At 74.3% G+C, this 13,888-nt stretch carries 9 protein-coding genes; 2 read left to right on the top strand and 7 right to left on the bottom strand.

The genetic code is table 11. The annotated features are described in order from the left end of the window. Positions 1 to 118: 118 nt before the first annotated feature. The 4 genes from WA762_RS16165 to WA762_RS16150 are packed head-to-tail and all read right to left on the bottom strand — an operon-like array spanning position 119 to position 3,442. Complete coding sequence (locus tag WA762_RS16165) at positions 119 to 1,294, bottom strand: beta-ketoacyl-[acyl-carrier-protein] synthase family protein (RefSeq protein WP_335936411.1); 1,176 nt, start codon at positions 1,292 to 1,294, stop codon at positions 119 to 121. After that, positions 1,291 to 1,539: an acyl carrier protein gene (locus WA762_RS16160; RefSeq protein WP_335936410.1), complete on the bottom strand. Its 249-nt coding sequence runs from the start codon at positions 1,537 to 1,539 to the stop codon at positions 1,291 to 1,293. The genes WA762_RS16165 and WA762_RS16160 overlap by 4 nt, the downstream gene beginning before the upstream one ends. 54 nt (positions 1,540 to 1,593) lie before the next feature. After that, entirely contained in the window at positions 1,594 to 2,706 is a 1,113-nt protein-coding gene (locus WA762_RS16155) for a radical SAM protein (protein ID WP_335936409.1), read from the bottom strand. Positions 2,707 to 2,722: 16 nt separating this feature from the next. After that, positions 2,723 to 3,442: a Phenylacetic acid catabolic protein gene (locus WA762_RS16150; RefSeq protein WP_335936408.1), complete on the bottom strand. Its 720-nt coding sequence runs from the start codon at positions 3,440 to 3,442 to the stop codon at positions 2,723 to 2,725. A gap of 356 nt (positions 3,443 to 3,798) precedes the next feature. Here WA762_RS16150 and WA762_RS16145 point away from each other — a divergent pair, with 356 nt between their 5' ends. Beyond that, positions 3,799 to 5,658 carry a polyketide synthase gene (locus WA762_RS16145; RefSeq protein ID WP_335936407.1) on the top strand — a complete coding sequence of 620 codons (1,860 nt, stop codon included), beginning with the start codon at positions 3,799 to 3,801 and terminating at the stop codon, positions 5,656 to 5,658. Positions 5,659 to 5,712: 54 nt separating this feature from the next. Here WA762_RS16145 and WA762_RS16140 read toward each other — a convergent pair whose 3' ends face one another. Further along, positions 5,713 to 6,159, bottom strand: coding sequence for a PaaI family thioesterase (locus WA762_RS16140; RefSeq protein ID WP_335936406.1), 447 nt, complete (start codon positions 6,157 to 6,159; stop codon positions 5,713 to 5,715). Next, on the bottom strand, positions 6,152 to 12,544 hold the full coding sequence (locus WA762_RS16135; RefSeq protein ID WP_335936405.1) for a type I polyketide synthase: 6,393 nt from the start codon (positions 12,542 to 12,544) through the stop codon (positions 6,152 to 6,154). The genes WA762_RS16140 and WA762_RS16135 overlap by 8 nt, the downstream gene beginning before the upstream one ends. 367 nt (positions 12,545 to 12,911) lie before the next feature. Here WA762_RS16135 and WA762_RS16130 point away from each other — a divergent pair, with 367 nt between their 5' ends. Then, complete coding sequence (locus WA762_RS16130) at positions 12,912 to 13,487, top strand: hypothetical protein (protein ID WP_335936404.1); 576 nt, start codon at positions 12,912 to 12,914, stop codon at positions 13,485 to 13,487. A gap of 253 nt (positions 13,488 to 13,740) precedes the next feature. Here the strand turns inward: WA762_RS16130 and WA762_RS16125 are convergent, their stop codons facing one another. Further along, positions 13,741 to 13,887, bottom strand: a complete 147-nt coding sequence (locus tag WA762_RS16125) for a hypothetical protein (RefSeq protein WP_335936403.1) — start codon at positions 13,885 to 13,887, stop codon at positions 13,741 to 13,743. Position 13,888 lies beyond the last annotated feature (1 nt).

The raw sequence follows: 13,888 nt of genomic DNA, 5'->3' as shown, positions 1-13,888 counted from the left end.
CACCTCCAGCCCGGTCACGGCGCTCCCGACTCCGTTCACGCTGCCTCCTCCAGTCCGGTCATGGTGTCTCCGGCCGGGTCACGGTGCCTCCGGCCGGGTCTTCGTGTCTCCGGCCGGGTCACGGTGGCGCCCCCAGCACGAGAACGGCGTTGTGCCCGCCGAAGCCGAGCGAGTCGGACAGCCCGATCGCCCCGCCGGGGCCGGGGGCCAGCCGGCGGGCGGTGCGGACATGGTCGAGCGCGCCCAGCCGCTCGTCCGGCCGGGCCAGTCCGTGCGTCGGCGGGGCGAGCCGGTCGCGCAGCGCGGCGAGGGTGACGATGGCCTCCACCGCGCCGCCCGCGCCGAACAGGTGCCCGGTCGCCGCCTTGGTGGAGGACAGCGGCACCGACTCCAGGGCGTCGCTCAGGGCCAGCCGCAGCGCGCGGATCTCCGCCTCGTCGTTCAGCGGGGTCCCGGTCCCGTGCGCGTTGATGTAGCGGAGGTCCTCCGGCGCGGCCCCAGCGTCGGCCAGCGCACGGCGGACGGCCCGCGCCGCGGGGAGCCCGTCCGGTGAGGGCGCGGTGAGGTGGTGGGCGTCGGAGCTCGCGCCGTAGCCCCGTACCAGCCCGAGGATCCGGGCGCCCCGCGCGCGGGCGCCGTCCAGGCTCTCCAGGACGAGGATGCCCGCGCCCTCGCCCATCACGAAGCCGTCGCGGTCCGCGTCGAACGGCGCGCACCTGCCCGTGGGGGAGAGGGCTCCGGCCTGCGCGAACGACGCGCGGACGAGCGGCACCGACGCGGCCTCGGCCCCGCCCACGACCGCGGCCGCCGCCGCGCCGCGCCGGATGGCCGCCAGGGCCGTGCCGATGGCCTGGGCCCCGGCGGCGCAGGCGCCCGCCGTCGCGTAGGACTCCCCGCGCAGCCCGTGGCGCCGGCTCACGCTCGCCGCGGCGGCGTTGGCCATCATCAGCGGCACCGTCAGGGGGGTGGCCTCCGCCGCCCCCGGGCTCTCCGGGACGCCGCCCAGACCGGTGCCCACGACGCACATGATCTCGTCGGCGGGGCAGGGCAGCCCCTCGGACCACCCCGCCTGGTCCAGCGCCTCCGCGGCCGCGACGAGCGCCAGCCGGGCGAACCGGGCGTTGCGCCTGCTCTCCCGGCGGGTGAGGAAGTCCCCCGCGTCGAAGTCCGCGCAGCGCCGGTCCCCGTCCGCCGGCCCCGACTCGCCCGCGACGAGCCGCGCGACCAGCACGTCCGCGCCGACGCCGAGGGGGGTGACCGCGCCGACGCCGGTGACCGCGACCGGATCCGTCAAAGGCCCGCCTTCTGGGCGACGTCGGAGGCGAGCTGACCGACCGTGACGTCGGCGAGCTCGGCGCGCGGGACGGTGACCCCGTAGGTGCGCTTGATCGTGGCCATCAGCTCGGCCGCGTCCAGCGAGTCGATGTCGAGGTCGTCGAACTTGGCGTCGGGCTCGATGGTGTCCTCCTCGACGCCCGAGTCGATGAGTTCGGCCCGGATGAGGTCCAGCACGGCCTCGGCGGTGACGGTCGCGGGCATGATCGCTCCTTGTGTGTCCGGAGGGGCTCGGGTTCCAGCGGCTGAAGTCGGGTTTCAGCGACTGAAGTTCGGGGACTGGCGCTGCGACCAGTACCACTGGCGCCAGTAGCTCTCGGCCAGGTCCATCCAGGTCTCCAGCCGCCGCTCGCTGTCGAGGAACCAGTTCAGACCGACCATCAGCCAGCTGTAGACGGCCTGGCTGTCGCGGCAGCCGCCGCAGTCGCCGGAGGTGCAGCAGAACTGGAGCGTCTCGTAGTCGGCGCCGTAGACGGCGAAGCCGTCGAGGACCGGGTTGCCGTTGTTCACCCGCTGCTCGTGCTCGGGCATCTCGACGCTGATGCTGGGGCAGACGTCGTAGCCGAACCGCCCGCCCCAGTGGCCGCGCCCGGTGATCAGGGCCTCGATGAAGTACGGGTGGCTGACCACGGTGTCCGGGTAGAGCTCCTTGACCCGCAGCGCCTCGTCCAGGGTGCGTTTCTCGTTCTCGATCCGCAGCGGGTGGTCGGAGCCGTGCTCGCTGTAGAAGTTGAACGTCACCTGGTTGCCGTTGTCGCGGATCGCCCGCACCGTCGGCTCGATGTGCGGGAGCCCCTCCTCGGACAGGGCGAAGACGAAGGTGACGCGCGGGTCCTCGCGGTAGTGCCCCAGCGCCTTCTCGAACAGCCCCGTGAACGAGGAGCCGTTGGGGCGGTGCGCGCGCAGCGCGTCGTCGAGCGGGCCGCCGCCGAACAGGCTGATGCCGATGGCGACGTTCTCGTACCCGTCGCGGGGCAGCGGGCGCAGGCCGTTGCTGGAGAGGGTGATGTAGGGCAGCGTCTCGACGAACGGGCGGACCCGGTCGAGGACGATGGTGGGCTCGCCGCCGATGAGGGTGGCCTGGGTGACGCCGTCCGCCGCCAGCTTCTCGGCGAACGCCCGGATCCGCCCGGGATCCGAGACCTCCTTCACCGCGGTGTCGAAGCCGCCCTCGAAGTACCAGCATCCCTTGCAGCGGATGTTGCAGGCCGTGGTGAGGTGCACCTCGCAGCCGCGCACCCGGCGGCCCATGCCGCGCAGCGTCTTCAGGCGCGAGGCCAGGTCGGGCCGGCCGGCCAGCAGCTCCCGCAGCCGGGCCTTGGCCTCGGCCCGGGAGGGCGGGCGCGGAGTGATGAGCACGGGTATGGCCATGGTTTGCCTCCGCGGCTTATTCGGGGACGCGCAGGCCCAGGTTGGTGATGCGCGGGGCGACCTTCTCGTGCCACAGCGCGACGGCCTCGCCGTTGGTGGTGCGGCGCAGGCCGTAACGCACGGCCTGCCGGGAGCGCTTGGTGTTGGCGCTGCCGAAGATCCCGACGAACATCGGCCACAGCCGGTCCAGCGCGGTCTGGAGCTGCTCGCGGCCCTCGTCGGTGGCCGCGAGGTTGCGGCAGACCCGGGCGCCGTGGGCGATGTGGATCTTCTCGTCCAGGATGATCGTGCGCACCGCCTCGGCCCACGGCCGGTAGCTGCTCTCGGCGAACTCCCGGAGCATCACCATCGCGGTCTCCTCGCCGATGTACGAGTAGACCCCGCGCTCGGCCCAGGTGGTGCAGTTGTGCATGCGCTCGTCCGCGAACAGCATGCGCTCGGACAGCGGCTGCGTCTCCATGTAGGTGGTGTCGACGCCGATGTCCGCGAGAACGCGCTTGCCGATCTTGTAGTGGTCGTACTCCTCGGCGGCCCGCTCCGCGCACACCTGGCGCTCCTCCGAGGACGGCGCGAGCGGCAGGAACATCAGCGCGTAGTCGTCGCCGCCGGACAGCTCGCCCTCGGTGTTGATGGTGATCTGGCTGATCAGCATCTTCTGGTAGTCGCGGGGCATCCGGTGGAACTCCTCCGGTGTGCGCACCACGACCTCTTCGTCGTCCAGTACCGCGAACGTCATCGGCGACCTCACCTTCTCACGGACGTACAGACCAGGACGAGAGGCGGCGGGGGCACGGCGCGCACCGGGGAGCGGTCCGGCCCCCCGACCGTGCGGCACCAAGCCCCGGACCCACGGATCGACACATTGTCACACCGGGGACGGACAGCACCAGGCTTCATTCCCACCCGTTGTTTTTCGCCAACGGATGTATGAAGAAGGGGAGTTGATGGGTCCGCATGTGACCGACGGCGTCGGCCGGCCGGGTGGCGTGATCGACAACTCCCTTCGCAGTTCAGGGAGTTGATGATCAAGTCGGGTCAAAGTCCTTTGCTGCAAGGGGTGATCATGGAGTGGAGCTGTTAACCTCACCGGCGATGCCATCGACTTCGGACACCGCCACCGCCGCCGGTCCGCTGCGCCGGGCCATGGAGACGATCAGGTCGCTGCGCGCCGAGCTGGACGCCGCGCGCGGCGAACGACGCATCGCCGTCGTCGGCGCCGGACTGCGCGCGCCCGGCGGCATCGGCGACCGGGAGACGTACTGGCGCGCCCTGGCCGACGGCCGCGACCTCACCGGCGAACTCCCCGGGCACCGCCGCGGCGCCTTCGGCCCCGGCTGGGACGGGCTGCTGACCCGCGGCGGATACCTGGACGACGTGTTCGGCTTCGACGCGAAGTTCTTCGGCATCTCCCCCCGCGAGGCGAGGAACCTGGACCCCCAGCACCGCCTGCTGCTCCAGGTGGTCTGGGAGGCGTTCGAGGACGCGGCGATCCCGCCCGCGACAGTCGCCGAGTCCACCGGCGTCTTCGTCGGCATCACCGGGCAGGACCACCGGCACTGGGCCGAACCCGAACCGAACGCCGCATGGCTGATCGGCAACGGCCACTGCTTCGCCGCGGGCCGGATCGCCTACACCCTCGGCCTCCAGGGGCCGACGATGGCCGTCGACACCGCCTGCTCGTCCTCCCTGGTCGCGGTGCACACGGCGTGCCGGGCCCTGACCGCGGGGGACTGCGACACCGCCGTGGCCGCCGGGGTGAGCCTCGTCCTCGCGCCCCGGTCCACGGCGGAGATCCAGCGCACCGAGGCGCTGTCGCCGGACGGCCGCTGCCGCCCCTTCGACGCCCGGGCCAACGGCTTCGTGCGGGGCGAGGGCTGCGGCGCGGTGGTGCTCAAACGGCTCGCCGACGCCGAACGCGACGGGGACCGCGTGCTCGCCGTGATCGAGGGGACCGGCGTCAACCAGGACGGCCGGTCCGCCGGCTTCACCGCCCCGAACGCCACGGCCCAGACCCGGCTCATCACCTCCGTGCTGGCCTCCACCGGACTCGCCCCCGACGACATCGGCTACCTGGAGGCGCACGGCACCGGCACCCCGCTGGGCGACCCCATCGAACTGGAGGCCGCCCGCGAAGCGCTGGGCGGCACCGGCCGGACCTGGTACGTCGGATCGGTGAAGGCGAACATCGGACACACCGAGGCCGCCGCCGGCGTACTCGGACTCCTCAAGGCCCTGCTCTGCCTGGAGAGGCGGCAGATCCCCCGGCAGGCCCTGTTCGAGCGGCTCAACCCGCGGATCGCGCTCGACGGCAGCGGGATGACCGTGCCGACGCGGACGCTCCCCTGGGACCCGACGGCCTCGGGCCGGTGCGCCGCGGTCAGCTCCTTCGGCATGAGCGGCACCAACGCCCACGCCGTGCTCTCGGCCGCCCCCACCCCGAAGACCCCACCGGCCCCGCCGAAGCCCTGCGTCCCGTCGAACCTCTCCGGCCCGTCGAACCCCTGCGTCCCCTCGAACCCCTCCGCCGGGACGGACGCTTCTGCCGGGGCGGACGCCTGGGACAGGACGGACACCTCCGCCGGGACCGGCGCCTCCGCCCCGCGCGGGCTCCTCGTCTCCGCGCACACCGCGACGGCACTGCGCGCCCTCGCCCTGCGCTACGCCTCGGCGCTGTCCGCGCCCACCGCCGAGGCCGGCTACGCCGCCTTCGCGTACACCGCGACCCACGGCCGCACCCGGCTGCGGCACGCCGCCTGGATCACGGCGGACAGCGCCGCCGAAGCCCGCGAGGCGCTGACCGCCCTCGGTCGCGGCGCCGACGATCCCCGGCTGCGGACGCTCCACGAGACGGAGACCGCCCCGGCCGGACCGGCGCCGCGCACCGTGCGCTCGCTGCCCCTCTATCCGTGGGAACGGACCACCCACTCCATCCGCCCGCTCGACGGCGCCTGAGCCCCGTAAGCCCGCCGCGTGGCGTCCGGCCGGGCGGTCACGCCCCGTCAGGCGTCACCCGACACGCTCCCCGGACGCGCGCCTCCTGCCGCCGGGGAAGGAGAAGTGCAGCGTGGCCAGGGCCACCGCGCGTCCCGGACCGTCCTCCACCCGCGCCGTGAACACGGCCGTCCGGCGGCCGATGCGCACGGCCTCGACCCGCGCCCGCAGCACCCCCGGCTCCACCGCCTCCAGAAAGCTGATGCTGCTCGACGTCAGCACCGCCGACGGGGTCCGGCCCAGATAGGCGCTGACGGCGACATACCCGGCCACGTCCGCGAACGCGAACAGGGCCGGCCCGGACACCGTGCCGCCCGGCCGCACCGGCAGCCGCGACGCGCACGCCGTGAGCACCAGACCGCCGTCCGACACCTCGACCACGTCCAGCCCGTCCTCGCCCGGCAGATACTCCGCCAGCAGCAGACGCGTCTCCTCGACGCTCAGAACCGGGCGATCACCCATGCGCGACGGACTCCTCCGTGTCGAACAGACCGGACAGCGCGGCGCCGAGCCGCGCCAGGGTGCCGTGCTTCCACAGCAGCGTCGGACTCAGCCGCAACCCCAGCGACGCCTCCAGCCGGTTGCGCAGCTCCACCGACATCAGCGAATCCAGCCCCAGCGACCTGAGCGGCACGTCCCGGGCCAGCTTGCCCCCGTCCACGCGCAGCACGAACGCGGCGTCGCGGCGCACCACCTCCTCCACCAGCTCCCGGCGCCGGTGCGCGGGCACGTCCCGCAGCCCCGCGTCGGCCGCCTCCGCCCGGTCGGCGGCCGTCAGCGACTGCCAACTCGCCTGCGAGGCCGTGGCCGGATACGTCTCCCGCCACCGCTCGGGATCGAGCGCGGCATACGCGACGACCGCCTCGTCCGTCTCGACGAACCTGCGCAACGCCCGCCAGCACGCCCCGGCGTCGACTCCGCCCAGCCCCCGGCCCGCCAGCCGCTCGCCGCGATCGGCCGACCGCGCCGCGAGCCCGATCCCGGACACCGGACCCCACTGCACGCTCAGCCCCGGCAGCCCGGCCCGGCGCCGTTCCAGCGCCAGGGCGTCCAGCGCGCTGTTGGCGGCCGCGTACGCCGCCGGGCCGGCCGTGCCGACGTACGCGGCCGCCGACGAGAACAGCATGAACAGGTCGAGGCCGTCGTCGGCGGTGAGTTCGTGCAGCACCCGGGCGCCGTGCGCCTTCGGGCGCAGCACCCGCTCGATCCGGTCGGCGTCGAGAGCGAGCAGCGTGGCGTCGTCCAGCACGCCCGCCGCGTGGAACACCCCCCGCAGCGGAGGGAACTCCCCGCGGATCTCGTCCAGCACCGCCCGCATGCGCCGTTCGTCCGCCACATCGGCGGACCACACGCCGACCCGGGTCCCGGTGGCCCGCAGCGCCTCGATCCGGCCGGGGTCGTCCGGCGCGGACCGTCCGAGCAGCGCGATCGCCCCGGCCCCCGAGGCCGCGAGGAACTCCGCGAGCGACAGGCCCAGCGCACCGAGCCCACCGGTGATCAGATAGCTGCCCCCGGCGCGCAGCCGCCCGCCCGGCAGCGGCAGCGGCCGCACTGGACCGGGCCGGTCCGCCCCGGTGAGCACGATCTTGCCGATGTGCTCGCCGCGCGCCATGGCGCGCACCGCCTCCTCGACGTCGGCGAAGTCCCGGGTGGACACCGGGAGGGGACCGAGTTCCCCGTCCTCCACCAGACCCCACACGGTCCTGAGCACCGACGCGAACCGCTCCGGGCGGCGGCGCAGCAGACCGGCGACGTCGACGGCGGTCACGGAGATCGCCTTCTTGAACGCCCCGAGGCCGACGGAGGTCCCGGCGTGGATGTCCCGCTTGCCGACCTCCACGAAGCGGCCGTCCTCGGCCAGCACCTCCATGCCCAGCGGCAGGGCCGCGCCGGACAGGGAGTTGAGCACCACGTCCACGCCCCGCCCGCCCGTCGCCTCCCGCACCCGCGCGGCCCAGTCGAGACCGCGCGAGTCGAAGACATGCGTCACGCCCATCTCCCGCAGCAGGCGGCGCTTCTCCTCGGTGCCCGCCGTGGCGATCACGGTCGCCCCCGCCCGCCGCGCCACCTGGAGCGCGGCGAGACCGAGGCCCCCGGTGGCGGAGTGCACGAGCACCGTCTCCCCGGGCCCGGTCCTCGCCACCTCGACGAGCGCGTAGTACGCGGTGACCAGCACCATGGGCAGGGCCGCCGCCTCGACGGCGTCCAACGGGGCGGGCACCGGCACGACATGACGGGCGTCGACGGTGACATGACTGGCGAGCGCCCCGAAACCGCAGGCGACCACCCGGTCCCCGACGGCGACCCCGGCCACCCCGGGGCCGACGGCGGTGACCTCGCCCGCGCAGTCCAGCCCCAGCAGCTCCCGGTCCGGCGAATCGTCCGGGTAGACGCCCATGGCCTTCATCACGTCGATGAAGTTCAGCGACGCCGCCTCGACGGCGACCTCCACCCGCCCCTCGCCGGGTTCGGACCGGTCCAGCGGCCACCGGCACAACGAGTCGAGCGCACCCGGCCGCGCGATCCCCTGCCGGAACGGCTGCGCGCCCCCGCCGGTGCGCCAGGGCGCGGGCGTGCCGGGCGAACCGCCCCGCACCCGCAGCCCGACCAGGCGTTCACCGCCGCGCAGCACCACCCGGTCCTCACCGGCCGACAGCTCGTCCACCAGCTCGGCCGAGAACGTGTCCGTCTCGATGAGCCGCGCGCCGAACTGCGGGTACTCCGCCTGCACCACGGCCACGAAGCCCGCGTACAGCCCGGCGGCCTCGGCGCCCTCCCGGACCACCACCGCCAGTCCCGCCGAGGGGTTCTCGTCCAGGCACCGGCGGATCAGCTCCGTCAGCTCCACCAGCCCCGCCCACCCGCGCTCGGGCGCGACGAAGACCACGGTGTCCGCCTTGCCGAGATCCTCCGGACCGAGCGCGTCCGGCAACACCCCCGCCAGCGCGCCCGCCCGCCCCCGGACGACGACGCGACCGGCCGTACCGGCAGGGCTGCCCGTACCGGCCGGGTTTCCCATATCAGCGGGGTTGCCCGTACCGGCAGGGTTGCCCGTACCGGCAGGGTTGCCCGTACCGGCAGGGTTTCCCACCCCGATCGGGTCGCCCGGGTCCGCCGCACTCGTCGAGCCCGCCGGAACGGCTGAATCCGCCGAACCCGCCGAACGCGTTGCGTTCCCCGAATCCGCTGCGCTCAACGAACCCGCCGAACCCGCCGAACCCGCCGAACCCGCCGCGCCGCCCGAGCCCGCCGAACTCACCGGATCCATCGGGCCCCACCCCGCTCCGGGCCGCCGCGCGCGGGGCTCGTAGACCATCCGGTACACGTTCCGCCCGATGTCGTCCGGCTGCCGGCCGTCCGGCTCCCCGGCCCCCGGCACCTCGGCCAGCACCACCCCCGCCAGCCGGCCCACCGGCGCACGGTCCTCGTCGAACACCGTGAGGTCGAAACCGTCCCCGTCCGCCGTGCGCACCGCGTGCACCCACAACCGCCGGGCACCGGTCGCGGTCATCGCCGCGCAGCCGACGGCGACCGGAACCGACGGACCCTCGCCCACCGCGAGCGCGGCCTGCAGAACGCCGTCCCACAACACCGGATGCAGCGCCCCCGCCATCTTCCCGGACCGGCTCCCGGGCGGCAGCTCCAGCCGGACCAGGGCCTCGCCCCCGGCCGTGTATCCGCCGGTCACCGACCGGAAGGCCGGGCCGTACGGGAGATTCCGCCGTGCGCAGTCCCGGTAGAAGTCGTCGGCGTCCAGAGCCTGCCCGGCGAGCAGACGCTCCGGGAACGCGCCGAAGTCCGCAGGAGCCCCCCAGGACGCCACCGCGCCGAAGTACCGCGTCCACCCCCCGTCGGCGCCCCCGCCGCCCCCGCCGCCCTCGCCGCGCGAGAGGACGGACAGCACACCCGCCGCGCCCGCCGCCGGACGCCAGGTCACCGCGAGCCTCGACGGCTCCTCGCCGACCGTCAGCGCCGTCGGCAGCACGACGTCCCGCAGCACCGGCGGCCCGTCGCCACGCCCGTACAACGCGTGTTGGGCCAGGGCGAGATGACCGCCCGCCGGGAAGACGGCGGCGTCGTGCACCCGGTGATCGGCCAGCCACGGGTGTGCCCCGACGGACACCTTGACGCCGCCCTCCCACACGCCCGCCGCCGTCGACGGCGTCAGCGACACCGTCGGCCGGCCGCCGCCCGACGCCCCGCCCCGCCGGGGCGCGACCCAGTGGCGCTCGCGCCGGAACGGATACGGCGGCACCGCCACCGAGGGGCGCCGCGCCGGACGCGGACCCCAGGCGTCCAGCCCGGAGACGTACGCCTCGCCGAAGGCCCGGAACAGGTCCCGGTGCGTCCCCTCGCCCCGGCGCAACGTGCCCAGCACGACCGGCGGTTCGCCACGTTCCTCGCCGATCTGGCGGAGCGCGGCGCCCAGCCCCGGATGCGGACTGACCTCGACCAGATGCGTCACGCCGTCGTCCAGCAGCAGACCCACCGCCTCGGCGAAACGCACCCGGCCGCGCAGATTGGCCGCCCAGTACCCGGCGTCCAGCTCCGTGCCGTCGAGCCGGCGCAGATCCACCGTGGACAGCAGGGGAGTGCGCCCCCGGCGCGCGGTCACCGGCGCCAGCGCCTCCCGGATCGCCGGCACGATGGCGTCGATCTGCGGACTGTGCGAACCGTAGTCGACGTCGACCAGACGGCAGAACACGTCGTCGGCCCCGAGGATCTCCTGGAGCAGCAGCACCGAGTCCTCGTCACCGGACAGCACACAGGACCGCGGCCCGTTGTGCACCGCCAGTTCGACCAGCCCCTCGAAACCCTCCAGGGCCTCGGCCGCACGCTCCGGACCGAGGTCGACGGCCAGCATCCGGCCGCGCCCGGTGACCTCCCGGAGGATCGCGCTGCGCCTGCTGACCACGAGGGCGGCGTCCTCCAGGGACAGCGCCCCGGCCACCGTCGCGGCCGCGATCTCGCCCTGACTGTGGCCCACCACCACGTCGGGTGTCACCCCCGCGGCCGCCCACGCCGCCGCGAGTGACACCGACATGGCCCATGAGGTCGGCTGCACCTGCTCCACCCCGGACGGCGTCACCCGGCCCGTGACGAGGTCGCGCACATCCCAGGGAACGTGCTCCGACAGGGCCCGCGCGCATCGGTCCATGGCGTCGGTGAAGGCCGCGTCACGCCCGTACAGGCCCGCGCCCATGCCCGTCCACTGCGCGCCCTGCCCGGGAAAGACCAGGGCGACCGAGCCGACCTCCCGCGCCCGCCCCGACACCGACTCGGTCGGCTCGGGGCCGATCAGCGCCCGCCGTTCCGGGAAGTGGTCCCGGTGCCAGGCCAGCGCGTGCGCCGTCTCCCGGGCGGACGCCCCCTCCTCGACCGACCGCCGGATGTCCTCGGCGCGTTGCTCCAGCGCCTCGGCGGAACGCGCGCTCAGCGGCAGCAGGAACGGCACGTCGGAGCCGGAGCCGGAGCCGGGGTTGGAGCCGGAGCCGGGGTTGGTGTGGCCGGGATCGGAGCCGGTGGGGCCGGAGTCGGAGAAGCCGGGGCCGGAGGGGCCGGGGCCGGGCGACGGGGCGGCGGATGAGGGCGGACCGGCGAGCACGGCGTGCGCGTTCGTCCCGCCCCAGCCGAACGAGTTGACGCCGATATGGCTGCCCGGCGCCAGGACCAGGGGATCCCGGGCGACCGCCAGGTTCAGCCCGTCGAAGTCGATCGCCGGACTGAGCTCCTCGGCGTGCAGGCTCGGCGGCACGACACCGTGCTCCAGGGCCAGCACCGACTTGACGACCCCGGCCAGCCCCGCCGCCGGTTCGAGATGACCGATGTTGGTCTTCACCGAGCCGATGTACAGCCGGCGCCCGTCGACGGCCCGGCCCAGCACCTCGCCGATCGCCCCGGCCTCGGCGGTGTCCCCCCGCACGGTCCCGGTGCCGTGCGCCTCGACGTACGCGAGCTTCTCCAGCGGCACCGCGCCCGACCCGTACACCCGCCGCAGCAGGTCCCGCTGGGCGGCCGGGTTCGGGGTGACGAGACTGTCCCCGCCGCCGTCGTTGTTCACGGCACTGGCCACCACCACCGCGCGCACCCGGTCGCCGTCGCGCAACGCCGCGCGCAGGGGCTTGAGATACACGACGACGACGCCCTCACCGCGTACGAACCCGTCCGCCCCGGCGCCGAAGGCATGACAGCGCCCGGTCGGCGAGAGCCCGCCGAAGTGGGTGAGCCCGACCGTCACCTCCGGCGTCAGCATCAGGTTCGCCCCGCCCACCAGCGCCCCGTCGATCTCGCCGTGCCGCAGCGCCTGACACGCCTGGTGCAGGGCGACCAGGGACGACGAACAGCTGCTCTCGATGGTCAGACTGGGCCCGGTCAGGCCGAGCACATAGGAGATCCGGGACGAGACGATGTCGAGCGAGTTGCCGACGATGCTGTGCTGCGTCGCCCCCGCGCCCGCGTCCTTGCGCAGCAGCTCGTAGTCGTGCCACAGCCCGCCGACGTACACCCCGGTACGCGAACCGCGCAGTGCGCGGGCCGTCTCACCGGCGTCCTCCAGCGCCCGCCAGACCGTCTCCAGCATCAACCGCTGCTGCGGGTCGAGGACTTCGGCCTCGCGGGGCGAGATTCCGAAGAACTCCGCGTCGAACAGGTCGACTCCGTCGATGAACCCCCCGACCGACTGGATCTCGCGCGTCGGGTCGAGCACGTCGGTGGAATCCCAACGTTCCGGCGGCACCGGGCCGATGGCGTCGCCGCCGTCGATCAGCAGCTCCCACAGAGCGTCCGGATCCGGCGCCTGCGGGAACCGTCCCGCCATGCCGACGATCGCGACCAGGTCAGATCCCACGCCGTGCAACGGCCCTCCCCCAAGGTCGTGTCTTCACACCGACGTCGCACAGCGGGCGACAGGCCGAAGAAAACGACCGCGTGGCCCTGTGCCCTGCCGCCTCAACGGCCCCATACTGATCCGCCCCACCCCGCTTGTCGACCCCCGCGCCGAACGCGCCGACGGACACCGCCGGCCCGCCGGGGACACCCCGCCGTGCCGCGGATGCGGAGGCTCCGCCACCGGTTGCGCCCGCCGGGCCGTGGCGACCGGCTCCCGCCGCCGGGCGCCGTCGCACACCGTCGCGATGACGTCTCCCGGCAACGCGGCGCGCTGTCGTAGGCTCCGCTGCGCAGCGGTGACGACCGCGCGGTCGGGGAGGGACGGAATGAGCAGGGAACGCACGGGGTCCGGAGTGAAGCCGTCGTACGAGGCGCACGTCAGGAAACACCTCGCGGCCGTCGGCGCCGAGGACGAGACCGTCCTGGCCGTGGTGGGCGCCTACCGGGCCGGCAAAATACAACAGATCATGACCAGGACCGCCGGTGACGTCCTGGGCGGCGCCACCGGGAACATGGGCGGTCTGATCACCGGGGTGTCCGTCGCCAGGAGCCTCAACAAGCGACGCGACGCGGCCCTGGACCGCACCGCCGGCCCCGATCTGCCCGTCGCGGAACGCAACTTCCTCGCCCTGACGACCGGTCGGCTGATCGTCTACAAGCTGGGCGGATTTCCGCTGGCACGGCCGACGAAAATGCTCCAGGACCTGCCGCTCGACCGGATCGCGTGGCTCACCATGCCGCAACCGCCGACCGGGCCGCTCTCGCCGTCGCGATTCGACATCGGCCTCGACACCGGCGAGGTCGCCCGGCTGGAGTTCCCCCGTGCCGTGGCCGGACAGGGGATCGAGCTCATCAGGAAACTGGCCGGCCTCGTCGCGCCGCCGCGCGAGGACAGGCCGTGAGGGGTGGCCGCCGGGGTCCGTGAGCGTTGGACGCGGAGCCTGCGAGTACGGGGCGCGGGGGTCGCGAACACGCCGGGGTTCCGGGTGCGCCACGTCCCCCGTACGCGACGCACCTGCGGAGACCTCCGCGTCCCGCCGGGCCTCCGCGTCCCGCCGGGTCTCCTCGCCCACCGGGCCTCCGTACCGGCCGGGCCGCAACCCGTCGTGCCGGGCAGGTCTCCGACGGGCGGCGGCGGGGGTTCCGCCCTTCCCGTCAGCAGGTCTTGCCGGACCCGCTCGGCCTGAGGTTCGGGTTGTGGACCCATCCGCCGTAGGAGCCGGAGATCCGCACATAGGTCCACTTGTTGCCCAGGTCGTTCGTGGTGGTGCAGTGGTAGACGAGTGTCGTGTTGTTGTCCACG

The sequence above is a fragment of the Streptomyces tyrfis genome, assembly GCF_037034285.1.
Lineage (GTDB): Bacteria > Actinomycetota > Actinomycetes > Streptomycetales > Streptomycetaceae > Streptomyces.
The sequence above is the reverse complement of the archived record's forward strand: the minus strand, read 5'-3'. Positions and strand labels throughout refer to the sequence as shown.